Source organism: Streptomyces scabichelini (assembly GCF_011045015.1).
GTDB classification, from domain to species: Bacteria; Actinomycetota; Actinomycetes; order Streptomycetales; family Streptomycetaceae; genus Streptomyces; species Streptomyces scabichelini.
On record NZ_JAAKZY010000093.1, the window covers coordinates 18,622 to 37,978 of the forward strand.

The following is a 19,357-nucleotide window of genomic DNA, read 5'->3' on the forward strand; positions in this document are numbered from 1 at the left end:
CTACTTCTCCTGCTCCTTCAGCTGGGGCCGGCCGGGCTGCTCGCCGCCGCGCTCCTTGATGTACGTCTCGGTGGGAACCATCACCTTGCGGCGGAACACGCAGACCAGCGTGCCGTCCTGCTTGTAGCCCTTGGTCTCGACGTACACGATTCCGCGGTCCGACTTGGACTTGGAGGGCGTCTTGTCGAGGACCGTCGTCTCGCCGTAGATCGTGTCGCCGTGGAAGGTCGGCGCCACGTGCTTGAGCGACTCGATTTCCAGGTTGGCGATCGCCTTTCCGGACACGTCCGGCACGGACATGCCGAGCAGCAGCGAATAGATGTAGTTCCCCACGACGACGTTCTTCCCGAAGTCCGTCGTCTTCTCCGCATAGTTGGTGTCCATGTGGAGCGGGTGGTGGTTCATCGTCAGGAGGCAGAAGAGGTGGTCGTCGTACTCCGTGACCGTCTTTCCCGGCCAGTGCTTGTAGACCGCGCCGACCTCGAACTCCTCGTAGGTGCGTCCGAACTGCATGGTGCTCAGGCCTCCGGAGCTTCGAACTTGGAGGTACGGGTCATGCCGGCGGCCCGGCCCTTGCCGCTGATCACGAGCGCCATCTTGCGGCTGGCCTCGTCGATCATCTCGTCGCCGATCATCGCGGAGCCCTTCTTGCCGCCCGCCTCGGACGTGTAGTACTCGTACGCGTCCAGGATCAGCTCGGCGTGGTCGAAGTCCTCCTGGGACGGCGAGAAGATCTCGTTGGAGGCCTCGACCTGGCCCGGGTGCAGCACCCACTTGCCGTCGAAGCCGAGGGCGGCGGCGCGCTGGGCGACCTCGCGGTAGCCGTCGACGTTGCGGATCTGCAGGTAGGGGCCGTCGATCGCCTGGAGGTTGTTGGCGCGGGCGGCCATCAGGATCTTCATCAGGATGTAGTGGTAGGCGTCGGCCGGGTAGCCGGGCGGCTGCTCGCCCACGACCAGCGACTTCATGTTGATCGATGCCATGAAGTCGGCCGGGCCGAAGATGATCGTCTCGACGCGGGGCGACGCCTGGGCGATCTCGTTGACGTTGTTGAGGCCCTGGGCGTTCTCGATCTGTGCCTCAATACCGATCTTGCCGACCTCGAAGCCCATCGTCTTCTCGATCTGCGTCAGCAGCAGGTCAAGCGCCACCACCTGCTGGGCGTCCTGGACCTTCGGCAGCATGATGCAGTCCAGGTTCGGCCCCGCGCCCTCGACGACCGTGACGACATCGCGGTACGTCCACTCCGTCGTCCAGTCGTTGACCCGCACGACCCGCGTCTTGCCCGTCCAGTCGCCCTCGTTGAGGAACTTCACGATGGTGTGCCGTGCCTCGGGCTTGGCGAGCGGCGCGCACGCGTCCTCCAGGTCGAGGAAGACCTGGTCGGCGGGGAGGCCCTGGGCCTTCTCCAGGAAGCGCGGGTTCGAGCCGGGCACGGCCAGGCAGGAGCGCCGCGGACGGAGACGGTTGACTGGGCTGGTCATGCGGGGACCTCCAGGGGGTCGAGCTTGTTCGCGATGCGGATCTCGTCGACGATGCGGCCGATGATTCCGGTGATGTCGAAGTCCTTCGGGGTGAAGACCGCGGCCACACCCGCGGCCCTGAGCTGCTCGGCGTCGCCATTAGGGATGATCCCACCGGCGATCACCGGGATGTCTGTGGCTCCGGCCACACGCAGCCGTTCGAGGACGTCGGGCACCAGCTGCGCGTGCGAGCCGGACAGGATGGACAGGCCGACCGCGTGCACGTCCTCCGCGAGGGCCGCGTCCACGATCTCCTCGGGCGTGAGCCGGATGCCCTGGTAGACGACTTCGAAGCCGGCGTCCCGGGCCCGCACCGCGATCTGCTCGGCGCCGTTGGAGTGCCCGTCGAGGCCCGGCTTGCCGACCAGGAAGCGGAGCTTGCCGACACCGAGGTCGCGGGCGGTCAGGTCCACCTGGCGGCGTACGAGCGCGAGCGCGGTGCCCTCCTCGGCCGCCACCGCGACCGGCGCCGACGAGACTCCGGTGGGTGCGCGGAACTCGCCGAACACCTCGCGCAGGGCTCCGGCCCACTCGCCGGTGGTGACCCCCGCACGGGCGCACTCGAGAGTGGCCTCCATGAGGTTGTCGGTCCTGCCCGCCGCTTCTTTCAGCCGCTCCAGCGCCGTTTCCGCACGCGGCTGGTCGCGCGCGTCGCGCCACTCCCTCAGGGCCCGTACGACACGTTCCTCGACCGTCGGGTCGGCCGTGTGGATCGCCGTGTCCAGGTCGGCCGTCAAGGGGTTCGGCTCGGTCGTCTCGTAGATGTTGACGCCGACGATCTTCTCTTGACCGGACTCGATACGAGCCCTGCGCTCGGCGTGCGAGGCGACGAGCTGCGACTTCAGGTAGCCCGACTCGACGGCCGCCATCGCGCCGCCCATCTCCTGGATGCGGTCGATCTCGGCGAGCGACTCCTCGACGAGGGTGGCCACCTTGGCCTCGACGACGTGCGAGCCCTCGAAGATGTCCTCGTACTCCAGCAGGTCGCTCTCGTACGCGAGCACCTGCTGCATGCGCAGGGACCACTGCTGGTCCCAGGGACGGGGCAGGCCCAACGCCTCGTTCCAGGCAGGCAGTTGCACGGCACGCGCGCGTGCGTCCTTCGAGAGGGTCACGGCCAGCATCTCGAGCACGATCCGCTGGATGTTGTTCTCCGGCTGGGCCTCGGTCAGCCCGAGGGAGTTGACCTGGACGCCATACCGGAAACGCCGGTGCTTCGGGTTCTCGATCCCGTACCGCTCGCGCGTGATCCTGTCCCAGATGCGGCCGAACGCCCGCATCTTGCACATCTCCTCGATGAAGCGGACGCCCGCGTTCACGAAGAAGGAGATGCGCGCGACGACGTCGCCCTTGCGGTCCTCGGCGATCTGACCGGATGCGAACACCGCGTCGAGTACGGCGATCGCGGTGGACATCGCGTACGCGATCTCCTGGACCGGAGTGGCCCCCGCCTCCTGCAGGTGGTAGCTGCAGATGTTGATCGGGTTCCACTTGGGGATGTTGTTGACCGTGTAGCAGATCATGTCCGTCGTCAGACGGAGCGAAGGCACCGGCGGGAAGACATGCGTGCCCCGCGACAGGTACTCCTTCACGATGTCGTTCTGCGTCGTCCCCTGGAGCTCGGTGATCTCCGCGCCATGCTCCTCGGCAACGACCTGGTAGAGCGCCAGCAGCCACATGGCGGTGGCGTTGATGGTCATCGAGGTGTTCATCTGCTCCAGGGGGATGTCCTGGAACAGCCGGCGCATGTCACCTACGTGCGAGACCGGGACACCGACCCGGCCGACCTCGCCGCGGGCGAGGATGTGGTCGGGGTCGTAGCCGGTCTGCGTCGGCAGGTCGAACGCGACCGACAGACCCGTCTGGCCCTTGGCGAGGTTGCGCCGGTACAGCTCGTTGGACGCCTCGGCCGTGGAGTGACCGGCGTACGTCCGCATGAGCCAAGGCCGGTCTTTCTTACGCTCGGTCATCTGTCACACGTTCCGGAAGCGGTTGATGGCGTCGACGTGGCGGGCGCGCTTCTCCTCGTCGCGCACGCCCAGGCCCTCGCGGGGCGCGAGGGCGAGTACGCCCACCTTGCCCTGATGGAGGTTGCGGTGCACGTCGTACGCGGCCTGCCCGGTCTCCTCCAGCGCGTACACCTTGGAGAGCGTCGGGTGGATCTTGCCCTTCGCGATGAGCCGGTTGGCCTCCCAGGCCTCGCGGTAGTTGGCGAAGTGTGAGCCGATGATGCGCTTCAGGGACATCCACAGGTAGCGGTTGTCGTACTCGTGGTTGTAGCCCGAGGTGGAGGCACAGGTGACGATCGTGCCGCCCTTGCGCGTGACGTAGACGGAGGCCCCGAAGGTCTCGCGGCCCGGGTGCTCGAAGACGATGTCGACGTCTTCACCACCCGTCAGTTCACGGATGCGCTTGCCGAAGCGCTTCCACTCGCGCGGGTCCTGGTGGTGCTCGTCCTTCCAGAACTTGTAGTCCTCGGCGGTGCGGTCGATGATCGCCTCGGCGCCCATCGAGCGGCAGATCTCCGCCTTCTGGGGCGAGGACACGACGCAGATGGGGTTGGCGCCGCCCGCGAGCGCGAACTGCGTGGCGTACGAGCCGAGTCCACCGCTCGCGCCCCAGATGAGGACGTTGTCGCCCTGCTTCATGTCGGCGCCGTTGCGGGACACCAGCTGCCGGTAGGCGGTGGAGTTGACCAGTCCCGGAGCGGCCGCCTCCTCCCAGCTCAGGTGGTCGGGCTTCGGCATCAGCTGGTTGGACTTGACGAGTGCGATCTCCGCCAGGCCGCCGAAGTTGGTCTCGAAGCCCCAGATGCGCTGCTCGGGGTCGAGCATCGTGTCGTTGTGGCCGTCGGACGACTCCAGCTCGACCGACAGACAGTGCGCGACGACCTCGTCACCGGGGTGCCAGGCGTTCACGCCGGGACCGGTGCGCAGGACGACGCCCGCGAGGTCGGAGCCGATGATGTGGTACGGCAGGTCGTGGCGCTTGGTGAGCTCGGAGAGCTTGCCGTACCGCTCCAGGAAGCCGAAGGTCGGCAGCGGCTCGAAGATCGAGGTCCACACCGAGTTGTAGTTGACCGAGGAGGCCATGACAGCCACCAGGGCCTCGCCCGGGCCGAGTTCCGGCACCGGCACGTCGTCCAGGTGGATCGACTTGCGGGGGTCCTTGTCGCGGGTGGTGAGGTCCGCGAACATCTCGGTCTCGTCCTTGTGCACGGTGATCGCGCGGTACGACTCGGGGAGCGGCAGAGCGGCGAAGTCGGCGGACGTGGCTGACTGCGACTGAATCGCGTCCAGGATTTCCTTCACGGTGTTGCCTCCGGCGAAGCGAGCGCTCGGGGGAGCGCTTGAGGGTTACGTCGGGGTGGTTGCTGCTGGTGTGAGGCGTGCCGTCGGTTCGGCGAGGGTGGTGCTCGGCAGCGCTTTGTGGCGCGGAAGGTTGCCTGTGACGCAGGCGTCCGGGCGCGCTCGCCTGGGGAGGCTTGCGGGGACAGCCGGCGTACGAATGTGCTCTGCACGCCGGCCGCCCGGACACTTTCAAGGTATGGCACGCCGTGTCATCGGGCAAGGCACGGAGTGCCAGAAATTGCTCTCAGGTGAAATCTTTACGTAACAAATGAGCGATGATCGATCGATTGGCTTCGCAAAGGTGCTCTGACGTGCCAAAACGGCCACCCGATCGGGTGGCCGTTCTCACCGGAGCAGCGAGACAGCGGGCAGCGGAGCAGCGGGGCTCAGCGTTCCCGCAGTGCCTCTTCGATGGTCCGCATGACCTCGTCGAGCGGGGCGTCCGTGCGGGCCACCGTCACCAGGACCTCGCCCTGTGACGCGACCGAGGCCGGCGCCGAGCGAGGCGCGGTCTCACGCCCCACCCCGATCCCCGTGCCGAAGGTCTTGCGGACTATGGCGAACGCGTGGTCCAGCTGCGCCTCCACATCGCCCTGCCCGCCGGCCCGCAGCCACCGCCGCAGTACGTGGTTGTGCGCCGTGACCACGGCCGACGCGGCGACCTCCGCGAGCAGCGGATCGTCGTTCGCGTCGTCGTCGTGCGCGTGCTCGTCGAAGTGCCCCAGCAGATACCGCGTGAACAGCCGCTCGTACCGCGCCACGGACGCGATCTCCGCCTCCCGCAGCGTCGGCACCTCACGCGTCAGCTTGTACCGCGACACCGAGATCTCCGGCCGGGCCGCGTACATCTTCATGACTTCCTTGATGCCGCGGCACACCGTGTCGAGCGGATGCTCGTGCGCCGGCGCGGCGTTCAGCACCGCCTCGGCCCGGACCAACGTGTCGTCGTGATCGGGAAAGATCGCCTCTTCCTTGGAGCGGAAGTGCCGGAAGAAGGTGCGCCGGGCGACTCCGGCCGCGGCGGCGATCTCGTCGACGGTCGTCGCTTCGTAGCCCTTGGTCGCGAACAGTTCCATTGCCGCGGCCGCCAGTTCTCGGCGCATCTTGAGCCGCTGCGCGGCGGCGCGACTGCCTGCGGCACTTTCCGGTGCGTCGGGCGTAGCTGGTGTACGGGAGGACCTGACGGGCTGGGACATGCCCCGAACGTACTGCATCTGCGCAGCGGGGCGCTCAAGACCGCCGGGTCTCCCCCCGTCGGCAGCGGGGGGAGGGGCCTCGGCCGGGTCGAGCAGTCCGCCCCAGTCCGCGCGGTCCGTGAACCAGTCGCCGGGCCGCCGCTCAGCGCCGTGCATATTCGCGGAAGCCTCGGCCGGTCTTCCGGCCGAGGCAGCCCGCGGCCACCAGGTGCTCGAGGAGCGGCGCAGGGGCCAGACCCGGATCGCGGAACTCGCGGTGCAGGACCTTTTCGATGGCCAGCGAGACATCGAGGCCGACCACGTCCAGGAGCTCGAAGGGGCCCATCGGGTAGCCCCCGCCGAGTTTCATCGCGGCGTCTATGTCGTCGAGCGAGGCGTAGTGCTCCTGGACCATCTTGACCGCGTTGTTCAGGTACGGGAACAGCAGCGCGTTCACGATGAAGCCCGCCCGGTCGCCGCAGTCCACCGGGTGCTTCCTGATCTTCGTGCAGAGCTCGCGGACCGTGGTGTGCACGTCGTCCGCCGTCAGGACGGTGCGGACGACCTCGACCAGTTTCATCGCCGGAGCCGGGTTGAAGAAGTGCATGCCGATCACGTCCTGCGGCCGCGAGGTGGCGCGGGCGCAGGCGACGACGGGCAGCGACGAGGTCGTGGTGGCCAGGATCGCGCCCGGCTTGCAGACCTTGTCGAACACCGCGAACAGCTGCTGCTTGATCTCCAGGTCCTCGGCGACGGCCTCCAGGGCCAGATCGACGTCGGCGAAGGCGTCGTACGAACCCGCCGGAGTGATCCGCTCAAGGGTCTCGGCGGCGGCCTCGGCGCTGAGCCGTCCCTTGTCGACAGAGCGCGAAAGCGACTTGCCGATACGGGCCTTCGCGGACTGTGCCTTCTCCTCGCTGCGGGCGGCGAGCACGACCTCGTACCCGGCCTTCGCGAAGACCTCTGCGATTCCGGACGCCATGGTGCCGGAGCCCGCGACGCCCACCGAGCGAACGGAGCGGCCAGGGGTTTCGGGGACCGAAGAGAGCGGCGTCAGCGCGTCCCGCACGACGGTCCCGCTGCCCGGAGCGTCGTACGTGTAGAAGCCGCGGCCCGACTTACGACCGGTCAGGCCCGCCTCGCTGAGCTGCCTGAGAATGGGCGCGGGCGCGTGCAGCCGGTCGTGCGAGGCGGCGTACATGGCTTCCAGGACCGTACGCGCGGTGTCGACGCCGATGAGGTCGAGCAGTTCGAGCGGGCCCATGGGCAGTCCGCAGCCCAGCTTCATCGCGGCGTCGATGTCCTCGCGGCTCGCGTACTTCGCCTCGTACATCGCGGCCGCCTGGTTGAGGTAGCCGAACAGCAGCCCGTCGGCGACGAAGCCGGGGCGGTCGCCGACGGCGACGGGCTCCTTGCCGAGTTCGAGGGCGAGGTCCGTGACGGCGGTGACGGCGCCCGGCGAGGTCAGCACGGACGAGACGACCTCGACCAGCTTCATCGCGGGCGCCGGGTTGAAGAAGTGCAGCCCGAGGACACGCTCGGGACGGGCCGAGTCGGCGGCGAGGCGGGTGACTGAGAGGGCGTTGGTACCGGTGGCCAGGATCGTCTCCGGGCGCACGATGCCGTCGAGCTCGCGGAAGATCTGCTGCTTGATCTCGTACGACTCCGGGGCCACCTCGATCACCAGGTCGGCGTCGGCCGCCGCGCGCAGGTCGGTGGAGGTGCGGAAGCGGGCGAGGACGTCGCCGCGCTCCCGCTCGGTGAGACGCTCGCGCCGCACGGCACGGGCGGTGGAGGCCTCGAGCGCGGTGACGGCCTGGGCGGCGGCGGACTCGCTGATGTCGATGCCGACGACCTCGCGGCCGGCCCGGGTCAGGACCTCGGCTATGCCGGTGCCCATCGTGCCGAGGCCGACCACGGCGACGGTCTTGAGCGGGGACGGAGAGGTGTCGGACAGGGGAGTGGCCATCACGGGACTCCAGGGATGAGTGACGACTGAGGGACGCATCCGGATACGCCGACAGGCGCACACAGTGCGGAAGTTCTGCGGGTGTGGCGGGGCCGGGCTACGAAGCGCACACGCCCGGTATCCGTCCGCGGACGAGACAGGCAGGCCCGCGAGGCGGTGAAAGATCGACCGGCCCTGTCCCGGAGCCATGTCGTACTGCGGTACACGAAGTACCGAACCGACCGACACTCACGGCGGCTGCGTCACCAGGCCACCGCAAGAGGGTGTGCGAGTGGGTAACTCGCTCGATTGAGCTTAACTCGCGGGTAACGAGCGCGCCAGTCCGTGGAAGAGCCGAGGTTATGTGACGTACGTCGCGGATAAGCTCGCGCCATGGACGAAGAGTTGCGATCGCTCACCCAGCGCTTACGGCACGAGGCGGGCGCGGCGGCGTCATCCTCGTACGAACGGCTTGCCTCGACCGATGACCTCGACGAACTGGCCGCCGTGCTCACCGCTCCTGGACAGCCGCTGTGGGCACGGGAGTTGGTCGCGTTCCGGCTCGGTCTCGCGGGGGATCGGCGGGCCTTCGAGGCGCTTGTTCTGCTGCTCAACCACCGGGATCCGCAGCGGTGCGCTTCCGCGGCGTACGCGCTGGCGAGGCTCGGTGATCCGCGTACCGCGCGCGCGGCGGCCGCGCTTGCCACCAATGAACTCCGGGTGGCCTATGCGCTTTATCCGGTACGGCTTCTGGTCGAGCTGCGGGCTCCTGAGGCCGTGCCCGCGCTGATCACGACGTTGGCCCGGCGATTCCGGCCGCACGATCCGTATCGCAGGGTTGCGATCGCCTGTGTGGAGGGGCTGGGTGTGCTGGGTGACGAGCGCGCCCGCGCGATCCTGAACGAGGCGCTTGCGCATCCTTCTCTTGCGCAGGCGGCTGTCGGTGCGCTTAAGCGTTTGCCGGCGCAGCGGGCTCGGCGGTAGCGCGGGCGGGGGGGGCGCCCCCGCCGCCCCTACCCGGTCCCGTCAACCCCGGGGCTTCGCCCCAGACCCCGCCGGGGGGCTGAAGGTGCTATGAGGACTGCGGGCCGTCTGTGGCTGGGCGCGCAGTTCCCCGCGCCCCTTACGGGGCGGAGCCGCACGTGCCACAGCCCTGCGCCCCTGACGGGGCGCCACCTAGCCGTCGAACATAGCGGACCTCGGGTACCGCTGCCCCCGCCACGTCCCACGACTCCTCCGTGCCGTCCGGGGTGAAGCCGGCCTGTTCGTAGAAGCGGCGGGCGCGGGTGTTCTCCTTGAGGACCCAGAGCAGCATCCGGGCGTGGCCGGCTGCGGCGCAGCGGGTCGTGGACTCCCGTAGCAGGGCCTGGCCCACGCCCTGGGCGAGGTGGTCGGGGTGTACGTAGATCGCGTACAACTCGGCGTCCTTCGTGGCGAGTTCGCCGTCCCGGTACGGTCCGTGGCAGGCCCAGCCGACGACGTCGCCGTCCAACTCCGCGACGAGGTTGACCACCCCTTCACCGGGCTGCTCGAAGTGGGCCCGCCGACGCGGGATCTCGTCCGCCACGTCGAGCCCGTCGAGGTAGGGCTGCGGCATCATTCCCGCGTAGGCCTGCTGCCAGCCGCGTACGCGGATCTCGGCCACGCGCTCGCAGTCGGACAGGGCCATTTCGCGGATGTGGATCACTCGGGCAGTATCGCGTACGCCTCGATCTCCATCAGGAGCTCCGGGCGCACCAGGGCGGCGACCTGCACGGCCGTGGAGGCCGGGAGGCGGTCGGGCGATATGTGCTCGTCGCGGGCCGCGCGGACGGCCGGCATGTACGCCATGTCCGTGACGAAGAAGGTCAGTTTGACCACGTCGTCGAAGCCGGCCCCGGCGGCGGCCAGGCAGCGGCGCAGGTTCTCGAAGACCTGGCGGGCCTGGGCGGCCGGATCGTTCTCGCCCACGAGCTTGCCGTCCTCGTCCAGCGCGACCTGCCCCGAGACCGCCACGAAGCGGCCCGTGCCCATGACGACATGGGCGTACGCGGAGGCCGGGGCGACCCCGTCGGGGGCGGGAATGCGCGTCAGTTCCGTCATGGATCCATCGTGGACCATGGCACTGACAACGCCCCCGACGGGCGCCCGCGTCAGGAGCTCAGCCGCGGAATCCGAGCAGGCCGTGCAGTGCCGTGCCGCGCGAGCCCGAGTCCTTCGTGCTCAACGGCTCGGGATCGGGCAGCGCCTTGCACACCGCGTCGACCTCGCCACCACTGCGCGGCACCTTGCCGGTGGCCAGGTACGCCGCCAGGTGGTTGTCCAGGCAGGCGTTCCCGCTCAGCGAGATGCCGTGGTTTCCACCGCCCTGCTCGACCACCAGGCTGGAGCCGCGCAGGAGTTGATGGACCGTGACACCGCCCTCGTACGGAGTGGCCGCGTCGTCGGTCGCCTGGAGCAGCAGTGCCGGCGGCACCGAGTCGTTGGCGACGTCCACGGGTTCGAGCGAGTCCGTCGGCCAGAACGCGCACGGCGCGTTGTACCAGGCATTGTTCCAGGTCATGAACGGCGCCTTCTTGTACACCGCCCAGTTGTCGTGGCGCCACTGGTTCCAGTCGCGCGGCCAGTCCGCGTCACGGCACTGCACCGAGGTGTAGATGCTGTAGCCGTTGTCGCCCGCCGCGTCGACGGCGCCGAAGTTCTCGTACGCCTCGACCAGCGGATCGTCGTTCTTGTCGTTCACGTAGGCAGCGAACGCCTCGGCGAGATACGGCCAGTAGCCGTTGAAGTAACCGCCGGGGAGGAAGGTGTCCTCCAGTTCGGACGCGCCCACCGTCTTGTCCGCCGGCTTCTTCGCCAACGCCGCCCGCATCGCGTACCACTTGGCCTCGATCTTCTGCGGATCGGTACCGAGCTTGTACGTCGCGTTGTGCTTGGCGACCCAGGCCATGAAGGCCTTGTGGCGGTCGTCGAAGGCGTAGTCCTGCGCGATGTTGTCCTCGTACCACACACCGGTGGGGTCGACGATGGAGTCGAGCACCAGGCGCCGTACGCGCTCCGGGTAGAGCTTCGCGTACACGGCGCCCAGGTAGGTGCCGTACGAGTACCCGAAGTAGTTGATCTTCTTCGCGCCGAGCGCGTGACGGATCGCGTCCATGTCCCGGACCGCGCTCACCGTCTCGATGTACGGCAGCAGGTCCGCGTACTTCTTGCCGCAGGCCTGGGCAAAGGCCTGTGCCCGGCTGAGGTTGGCCCTCTCGATGGCTGGAGTGCTCGGCACGGAGTCGGGGCGGACCGGCGAGAAGTGCCCGGGCCTGCAGTTCAGCGCAGGCTTGCTGGCGCCGACGCCGCGCGGGTCGAAGCCGATGACGTCGTACTGCGCCGCCACCTCCTTCGGCAGCGAGGACGCGACGAACCCGGCGAGCGTGAGACCGCTGCCGCCGGGACCGCCCGGGTTCACAAGGAGCGGTCCCTGGTACGTCTTCGAGGTGTGAGGGACCCGCGACAGCGCGAGCGTGATGCGCTCGCCGTGCGGGTTCGAGTGGTCGAGCGGCACTTTCAGGGACGCGCACTGGAGCGTCGGATAGTCCTCGGTGCCGCACTTCTTCCAGGTGAGCTTCTCCGAGGTCGCCGACTGAGTGGTGCGCGGTGCGGTCGCGGCGCCCGCGCTCGCGTCGGCCGGGATCGCCGTCATCAACCCGGCCACCACGGCTGCGGCACCGCACAGAGCGGTTGCTCTCTTTTTCATTGAGGCCTCCCAGGACGGAGGAATTCGAGCCGTGCACACCACGGCCCGCCCCGCATCGTCCCGGAAGTGGGCCCCCGGAAGGACTGGTTCTGACAAGAGTTGACTCTATTGGGCAGCGTGATGCCGCTGGATGCCGGGCAAACGCGCTGGTCGGAGCAGGGAAACGCCGTTCAGAGCAGAGTGAGTTGAGTCGGCTCCGGCGCGACCGGCTCCGGCTCGGGGATCCTGCGCGGCATCCCCGCGCGCGTCGGGCCGATGCCGTACTCCTGGGCCAGCTCGTGCACCTGACGGGTGATCCGGCGCTGGTACCACTTCGGGGCGTACGCGCCCTCCGCGTACAGCCGCTCGTAACGGCGGACCAGATGCGGGTGGTAGTGCTCCAGCCAGCTCATGAACCACTCGCGCGCCCCCGGCCGCAGATGCAGCACGAGCGGGGTCACGGAGGTCGCTCCGGAGGCCGCGATCGCCCCTACTGTGGCGCGCAGTTGGGACGGATGGTCGCTCAGGAAGGGGATCACCGGAGCCATCAGGACCCCGCAGCCGATGCCGTTCTCGTTCAGGGTGCGCACGACGTCCAGGCGGCGCTCCGGGGCGGGCGTACCCGGCTCGACGGTCCGCCACAGTTCGTGGTCGGTGAAGCCGACGGAGACGGAGATCCCGATCTCGGTGACGGCGGCGGCCTGCTTCAGGAGGTCGAGGTCGCGCAGGATCAGCGTGCCCTTCGTCAGGATCGAGAAGGGGTTCGCGTGGTCGCGCAGGGCCGCGATGATGCCCGGCATCAACTGGTAGCGGCCCTCGGCGCGCTGATAGCAGTCCACGTTCGTGCCCATCGCGATGTGCTCACCGTGCCAGCGGTGTGAACCCAGTTGACGTCGCAACAGCTCCGGCGCGTTCACCTTCACCACGATCTGGCTGTCGAAGCCGAGGCCCGTGTCGAGGTCCAGATAGCTGTGGGTCTTGCGGGCGAAACAGTAGACACACGCGTGCGTGCAGCCTCGATAGGGGTTGACGGTCCACTCGAAGGGCATGCGTGAAGCCCCCGGCACCCGGTTCACGATCGACCGGGCCCGGATCTCGTGGAAGGTGATTCCGCGAAACTCCGGCGTGTCGAAGGTGCGGGTGGTCACCGCTTCCGCGCCGAACAGCGCGGGGTTCTCCGGCGGATTTCCACCGGACTCCACTGTGAGGTTCTCCCACCGCATGACGCCTCCTCGGTAGCACTGACCACAGAATAGAACACTTGTTCCCTTGGTGGGCATGGTGGGAGTCAAACTTTCTGGGCAAGGCACGCCACGTGCGGCGTACCTCGCCGCCGGACACTGCGGTTAGCCTGTGGCCTTTGGTGGATCCGCTACTCGACCGGAGGTTCTGACGTGGCCAGTAAGTTCACCGAGCTGGCGATCGACTGTGCCGATCCCCACGGTCTCGCCCGGTTCTGGTGCTCGGTCCTCGGCTACGAGGTGCAAGGCGCGGAGGAGGGGGTTGTCGCCATTGGCTCCCCTGCGGTGCCTGAAGGCAAGAACCGTCCCGGCCCGGTACCGCCGACGTTGACCTTCGCGCGCGTGCCCGAGGGCAAGACCGTCAAGAACAGGCTCCACATCGACGTCAACCCGACCGACAGGGATCAGGACGAAGAGGTCCGTCGCCTGCTCGACCTGGGTGCCCGGCACGCCGACGTCGGCCAAACGGGCGATGAGAGCTGGGTCACGCTTGCCGATCCGGAGGGGAACGAGTTCTGCGTCCTTGCGAGCCGCTGCTCCTGATCGGAGGCCGCGCACCGCGACAGACCGAGCCCCCTTGGGGCACCCCGATTTGGGCGGCTCGGCCGCCTGGTGGTTGGCTGACCGTGAACCCTTGAGATTCCAAGTGCTGGAGGAACGCAATGGCGCAGGTCGAGGCCACCACGGAGCGAGTCGTAGCGGCGCAGCCGGACGACGTTTTCGACGCCCTGGCCGACTACAGCGGCACGCGCGCGAAGCTTCTGCCCGAGCACTTCAGCGAGTACGAGGTGCGCGAGGGCGGCGACGGTGAAGGCACCCTCGTCCACTGGAAGCTCCAGGCCACCAGCAAGCGCATCCGTGACTGCCTGCTCGAGGTGAGCGAGCCCACCGACGGCGAGCTCGTCGAGAAGGACCGCAACTCCTCGATGGTCACCACTTGGCGGGTCACCCCGGCAGGAGAGGGCGCGTCCCGCGTCGTCGTGACCACCGTGTGGAACGGCGTCGGCGGCATCGGCGGTTTCTTCGAGAAGACCTTCGCGCCCAAGGGCCTCGCCCGGATCTACGACGCGGTGCTCGCGAAGCTCGCCACCGAGGTCGAGAAGTAGTCCAAGGGCCAGCCCAGGAGGCAGCCCAAGGGCCAGCTCAAGAGGCAGCCCCGCAGGGTGCGTTGGCGCCCTCACCGTTTCGAGTGGATCTCCCTGGGGCCCGGCGGTAATCCGTAACTCGTCGCACTTACTCGCAGTTGTCGCCTAACGCGGGAATTGTGCAGTAACTGCGACGAGGGGAGCCGTACGTGGGCGGGAGCACTCTGGCGAAGGACGTACCGGCCACCGCGCCTCCGCCGACTCCCGCCCCACCCGAGGCCGCGACCGTCCAACTCGGCCCGCGCCGCGTACGGTTGGTCTTCGGTGCCCTCATGCTGGCGCTGCTGCTCGCCGCGCTGGAGCAGATGATCGTCGCGACCGCGCTCCCGAAGATCGTCGGCGAGCTGCACGGCCTGGACAGGATGTCCTGGGCGATCACCGCGTATCTGCTCATGGCCACCGTCACCCTGCCCGTCCACGGCAAGTTCGGGGATCTCTACGGGCGCAAGGGTGCCTTCCAGTTCGCGATCGTCGTCTTCGTCGTCGGCTCCGCGCTGGCCGGACGGTCGCGCACCATGGACCAGTTGATCGCCTTCCGCGCGCTCCAGGGCATCGGCGCGGGCGGTCTCCTGATCGGTGTCCAGGCGATCCTCACGGACATCGTGCCCGCCGGGAAACGCGGCCGCTTCATGGGCCTGACCGGTGCCGCGTTCGGCCTCGCCTCGGTCGCGGGCCCGCTGCTCGGCGGTTACGTCACCGACCACCTCTCCTGGCGCTGGTGTTTCTACCTGAACGTGCCCTTCGGCCTGGTCACGTCAGCCGTCGTCGCCCTCGCGCTCGTACTGCCGAAGCCCACCGCGAAGCCGCGCCTCGACGTGCTGGGCGCACTCCTGCTCGCCGTTGCCTCAACATGCCTGGTTCTGCTGGTCAGTTGGGGCGGTACGGAGTACGCCTGGAACTCGCGCGTCATCCTGGGGCTCGGCGCGGGAGCCGTAGCCGCGACCGTCCTGTTCCTCTTCGCCGAGCGCTTCGCGGCCGACCCCCTCATTCCGCTGCGGCTGTTCCGCGACGGGGACTTCAACGTCACCGCCATCGTGGGCCTGATCACCGGAGTCGCCCTGTTCGGCGCGGCCGGCTATCTGCCGACGTACCTCCAGACGGCCGACGGCGCCACCGCCACCGAAGCCGGACTGCTGATGCTCCCGTTGACGGCCGGCATCGTCGGCGCCTCCGTCGTCTCCGGCCAACTCATCGGCCGCACCGGCCACTACAGGACCTACCCGGTTCTCGGCGGCGGCCTGTCCGTCATCGGCATGTGGCTGCTCTCGCGGCTCGACGCCGACACGCCCCGGCTGCACTGCGGCATCTGGGCGGCCGTACTCGGCGGGGGCATCGGTCTCGTCATGCCGGTACTGGTCCTCGCTGTGCAGAACTCCGTGCGCCCCCACGACATCGGCGCCGCCACGAGCGCGCACACCTTCTTCCGTCAGATCGGCGGCTGCATCGGGGCCGCGCTCCTCGGCAGGCTCTTCGCCGACCGGCTCACCGGCATCCCGGCGTACGCCGAGACCATGCCCCGGACCTTCCTCCACCTCGTGCCGTTGCTCGTCCTCGGCCTGCTCATCGCGTTCTTCCTGAAGGGGAAACCGCTGGTGCCCGACCACATCCCCGCCGTCGACCAGGAGAACGTCAACGTGCTGATTCCACAGGCCCTTTGCGCGTCGTACGCCGCCGGAGTGCCCGTCCACGGCACGGTGCGGCTCCTCGACGGCACCTTCGTGCCGCAGGCCGCGCTCACACTCATCGACATCTCGGGACAGCAGATCGGGCGGGGCGTGAGCGGCGAGGACGGGCGGTACGAGCTGGCGACGCCCGGATGGGGGGCGTACGTCCTGATCGCCACGGCCGGAGGGCACCAGCCGCAGGCCGTCAGGATCACCGTCGGCGAGCGAAGCGAGATGGGGGTCCCCCCGCCCGGAGGGTGGGGGAGGCCGGTGGAACTGGACGTGGTCCTCGGGGCCGCGGGACGGCTGGCCGGGAGAGTGGTGACGGCGGGCGGCGCACCCGTGCACAACGCCACGGTCACGCTCACCGATGTCCACGGCCAGGTCGTCGCCACGACCCGGAGCGGGCGCGAAGGGGGCTATGTCGTCACGGAGGTGGAGGCGGGCGAGTACACCCTCGCCGCGAGCGCCCCCGCCCTCCGGCCGGCCGCGTTGCCCGTCACCGTGCGGGCCGCCCGGGAGAGTCGGCAGGACGTCGAGCTCACGGGCGGGTCCGTGCTGCGTGGCACGGTACGGGCGGGCGCGGGACGGCCCGTGGAGGACGCCCGCGTGACGCTGCTCGACGCCGCCGGGAACGTGGTGGGCACCTGGACGACAAGCGGCGACGGAGTGTTCCGGTTCGTCGATCTGCCCTCCGGCGAGTACACGGTCATCGCGGCCGGTTACCCGCCGGTGGCCGGTGTGCTGCAGGTCGCCGGTGGTGGCCGCACGGAACACGATCTTCAGCTGGGGCACTAGGCGCTCCGCTGGAGGAACGGTGATGAAACCGCGGGCCGGTGGGGGCTGGTCGCGCAGTTCCCCGCGCCCCCTACGGGGCGCGTACCGCACCGAACTTGATCAAGGCCGCCTAGGGCTGAGAGGCCATCTGATGGGTGACCTCTGAGAGAAGCCTGTGCGCGCACCATGAAGTGGATCGCCGAGGTGACGGGCTATCAGAAGTAGCCGACGGGCGCCCCGTCGCGTGCGCCGGAGCAATTCCCGGATTGCCACACATGGCAACCGTACGCACCCGTACCGTGGTGGTGCGGCACAGATCATGCGGACCGTGGAAGAAGGGGCCCTGGCCATGGACCGTGGCACCGAGTGGGACGCCGCTTCCGGTGGCGGAGCCGGGAACGGAGCCGTGGCGGAGAGCGTCGCGGCCGGCCGCATTCCGCTGGCCGTGGTCGTCGTCGACCGCGAGGGTCTTGTCTCGCACTGGAGCCGGGGCGCCCGGCGGTTGTTCGGCACCCCCAAGGAGGACGCGGTCGGCCGTGCCGCGGTCGATCTGCTGCCCGTGTCCGGCGCACTGCCCGAGGAGGACGAGATCTCTCCGTACGGGGCCTACGCCGCGTACGACGGACTCGGCCACGACCTCGAATCGTCCCTCGACGGACGGCTGTCCTACCCGGCGGCGGGCCGCGCGCGGCTCTCGGTGCCGGGCCGCGACCGGGTCGACGTCCTGTGGTGGGCGTATCCGCTGGTGGGACCCGGCCGGGAACGGCTGCTGGTGCTGGCCGCCGACGCGGGCGGGCTGCGCCGCGATGTCGGCGACGACACTGTGGAGACCGAGGCAGTCGAGCGGATCGCGCCCGGTTTCGCGCTGCACACCGACTTTCCCGGCGCCGAGGACCTCGCCCGCCGACTGCCCGAGATCCTGCCCAGCATGAGCGTCGGCGAGAGCGCCCGTATCGTCGCGCAGGTCCTCGAACTGGGCTATCCCGTCCTGGAGTTCAGCCAGAACGACCGGGTGCCCGTCACGCCCGACTGGGGTGTGCCACGGCGGACCGAGCGGAAGGCGCGCCGGGAGCGCCTGGCCAGGGCGGCGGCATCCGATGAGGCCCTGCCCCAGGACCCCGAGGACGACGGCGAGGACCTCGAGTACGCTGCGGTGCGCGAGCGACTCGAGTTCCTGAACGAGGTCAGCGGGCGTATCGGCAGCTCGCTGGACCTGTCCCGCACCATCATCGAGGTCAGCAAGGCCGTGGTGCCGCGCTTCACCGATGTGGCCGGGACGTATCTGCGCGAGCAGGTCGTCGCCGGTGAGGGCTTCCCCGAAGGCGTGCCCGATACGACCACCATGTGGCACCGCGTCGCCGTGGAGCACACGGACGAGCCGGGCCGCTGGGACGACGTAGTGCCGGTCGGCGAGGCCATGCCGTTCCCGGCGCACACGCCGTTCTTCCAGTGCATGACCACAGGCGAACCGGTCCTCGTGCCGCGCATCAGCGAGCAGATGGGGCACATGATCGCCGCGCAGTTCGAGAAGCGCGACATCCGGCCGCTGATCAACAACCGCTCCATGCTGGTCGTGCCTCTGAAGGCCCGCAATGTCGTGCTCGGGTTCATGATCCTGCTGCGTCACCCGGAGCGCGTCGAGTTCAACGACATGGACCGGGTGACGGGTGCCGAACTGGCCGCCCGCGCCGGGCTCGTGCTCGACAACGCGCGCATGTACACGTACCAGGAGAGCGTCGCCGAGACCCTCCAGGACAGCATGCTCCCGCACATAGCGCCCCATATGTCGGGCTGTGACATCACGACCCGCTATCTGCCCGGTACGTTGCTGGGCCGGGTCGGCGGCGACTGGTTCGACTCGGTGAAGCTGCCCGGATCACGGACCGCGCTCGTCGTCGGCGACGTGATGGGCCACGGCCTCAACTCGGCCGCGATGATGGGCCAGTTGCGCACCGCCGTGCAGACCATGGCGGGCCTCGACCTGCCGCCCGCCCAACTCCTGCGCAACCTCGACGACCTGGCGCAGCGCCTCGGCGAGCACTATCTCGCGACCTGCCTGTACGCGGTGTACGACCCCATAGCGAGTGAGCTCCAGATCGCCAACGCGGGCCATATTCCACCGGTGTTGGTGCGTGCCGAGGACGGCCGCAGTGATCTGCTCGACCTGCCGACGGGCGCGCCCATCGGAGTCGGCGGGGTGCCCTTCGAGACCGTACGGGTGCGGGTGGCGCCCGGCGACCGGCTCGTGATGTGCACCGACGGACTCGTCGAGGTGCGCGGTGAGGACATAGGCGTCGGACTCGCCGCGCTCTGCGAGTCCGCCGCCCATCCGGCCGCCTCCATGGACGACGCCTGCGACGCCATCATCCGCGCCCTCGCCGTGACCTTCTCCAAGGCGGGCCGCGGGGACCGCAAGGACGACGTGGCGCTGCTGATGGCCCGGCTCAGCGGCATCGACCCCGAGGACGTCGTCACCTGGCGGCTCGCGCCCGAGCCGATCGAGGTGAGCCGTTCGCGTGCCGTGGTCCGCGAACAGCTTCACGAGTGGGGGATCGACTCCCTTGCCGACCAAGCCGAGTTGATGGTCAGCGAGCTCGTCACCAACGCCGTACGGCATTCCCGGAGCCGGCAGATCGAGCTGCGCCTGGTCCGTGGGGACACGCTGCTGTGCGAGGTGGACGACGATGATCACGCGCTGCCGACGCTCCTCAGCACGGGTCCGTATGACGAGTACGGGCGCGGGCTGCGCGTGGTCAGTCGGCTGGCCCGCGAGTGGGGGACCAGCCGCACCTGTCTCTTATACACACTGACGCTGCCGACGAGAAGGT

General features: G+C 69.0%; 15 protein-coding genes. 5 read left to right on the forward strand and 10 right to left on the reverse strand.

What is annotated here, in order from left to right:
* The 6 genes from G5C60_RS26815 to G5C60_RS26840 form a co-directional block, all read right to left on the reverse strand.
* Entirely contained in the window at nt 1-513 is a 513-nt protein-coding gene (locus G5C60_RS26815; protein WP_165263485.1) for a MaoC family dehydratase, read from the reverse strand.
* Between the two features lie 5 nt (nt 514-518).
* The gene (locus G5C60_RS26820; RefSeq protein ID WP_165263486.1) at nt 519-1,484 is read right to left on the reverse strand and encodes an HpcH/HpaI aldolase/citrate lyase family protein; all 966 of its coding nucleotides are present in this window, start codon (nt 1,482-1,484) and stop codon (nt 519-521) included.
* Entirely contained in the window at nt 1,481-3,493 is a 2,013-nt protein-coding gene (locus tag G5C60_RS26825; RefSeq protein ID WP_165263487.1) for a protein meaA, read from the reverse strand. Before G5C60_RS26825 ends, G5C60_RS26820 begins: the two co-directional genes overlap by 4 nt.
* 3 nt (nt 3,494-3,496) lie before the next feature.
* Nucleotides 3,497-4,834 carry a crotonyl-CoA carboxylase/reductase gene (gene ccrA / locus G5C60_RS26830; RefSeq protein WP_165263488.1) on the reverse strand — a complete coding sequence of 446 codons (1,338 nt, stop codon included), beginning with the start codon at nt 4,832-4,834 and terminating at the stop codon, nt 3,497-3,499.
* A 425-nt stretch (nt 4,835-5,259) separates the two neighbouring features.
* Nucleotides 5,260-6,069 carry a TetR family transcriptional regulator gene (locus tag G5C60_RS26835; RefSeq protein WP_241267092.1) on the reverse strand — a complete coding sequence of 270 codons (810 nt, stop codon included), beginning with the start codon at nt 6,067-6,069 and terminating at the stop codon, nt 5,260-5,262.
* 142 nt (nt 6,070-6,211) lie between these two features.
* On the reverse strand, nt 6,212-8,017 hold the full coding sequence (locus G5C60_RS26840) for a 3-hydroxyacyl-CoA dehydrogenase family protein (RefSeq protein WP_165263490.1): 1,806 nt from the start codon (nt 8,015-8,017) through the stop codon (nt 6,212-6,214).
* A gap of 372 nt (nt 8,018-8,389) precedes the next feature.
* On the opposite strand from G5C60_RS26840, the gene G5C60_RS26845 reads away from it, so the two are divergent.
* Nucleotides 8,390-8,980 (forward strand): adenylosuccinate lyase, encoded by a 591-nt coding sequence (locus G5C60_RS26845; RefSeq protein WP_165263491.1) that lies wholly within the window; start codon nt 8,390-8,392, stop codon nt 8,978-8,980.
* 139 nt (nt 8,981-9,119) lie between these two features.
* On the opposite strand, the gene G5C60_RS26850 is transcribed toward G5C60_RS26845, so the two are convergent.
* The 4 genes from G5C60_RS26850 to G5C60_RS26865 form a co-directional block, all read right to left on the reverse strand.
* On the reverse strand, nt 9,120-9,665 hold the full coding sequence (locus G5C60_RS26850; RefSeq protein WP_165263502.1) for a GNAT family N-acetyltransferase: 546 nt from the start codon (nt 9,663-9,665) through the stop codon (nt 9,120-9,122).
* A 14-nt stretch (nt 9,666-9,679) separates the two neighbouring features.
* Nucleotides 9,680-10,078: a RidA family protein gene (locus G5C60_RS26855; RefSeq protein WP_165263492.1), complete on the reverse strand. Its 399-nt coding sequence runs from the start codon at nt 10,076-10,078 to the stop codon at nt 9,680-9,682.
* A gap of 58 nt (nt 10,079-10,136) precedes the next feature.
* Entirely contained in the window at nt 10,137-11,723 is a 1,587-nt protein-coding gene (locus G5C60_RS26860; protein ID WP_165263493.1) for an alpha/beta hydrolase, read from the reverse strand.
* A 170-nt stretch (nt 11,724-11,893) separates the two neighbouring features.
* The gene (locus tag G5C60_RS26865) at nt 11,894-12,925 is read right to left on the reverse strand and encodes an Rv2578c family radical SAM protein (RefSeq protein ID WP_165263494.1); all 1,032 of its coding nucleotides are present in this window, start codon (nt 12,923-12,925) and stop codon (nt 11,894-11,896) included.
* Between the two features lie 171 nt (nt 12,926-13,096).
* On the opposite strand from G5C60_RS26865, the gene G5C60_RS26870 reads away from it, so the two are divergent.
* The 4 genes from G5C60_RS26870 to G5C60_RS26885 all read left to right on the forward strand — a co-directional run.
* Nucleotides 13,097-13,486, forward strand: a complete 390-nt coding sequence (locus tag G5C60_RS26870; protein WP_165263495.1) for a VOC family protein — start codon at nt 13,097-13,099, stop codon at nt 13,484-13,486.
* 119 nt (nt 13,487-13,605) lie between these two features.
* On the forward strand, nt 13,606-14,049 hold the full coding sequence (locus G5C60_RS26875) for an SRPBCC family protein (RefSeq protein WP_165263496.1): 444 nt from the start codon (nt 13,606-13,608) through the stop codon (nt 14,047-14,049).
* Between the two features lie 188 nt (nt 14,050-14,237).
* Complete coding sequence (locus G5C60_RS26880) at nt 14,238-16,550, forward strand: DHA2 family efflux MFS transporter permease subunit (RefSeq protein WP_165263497.1); 2,313 nt, start codon at nt 14,238-14,240, stop codon at nt 16,548-16,550.
* A gap of 328 nt (nt 16,551-16,878) precedes the next feature.
* On the forward strand, nt 16,879-19,357 hold a 2,479-nt coding region (locus G5C60_RS26885; protein ID WP_165263503.1), incomplete at its 3' end, for an ATP-binding SpoIIE family protein phosphatase.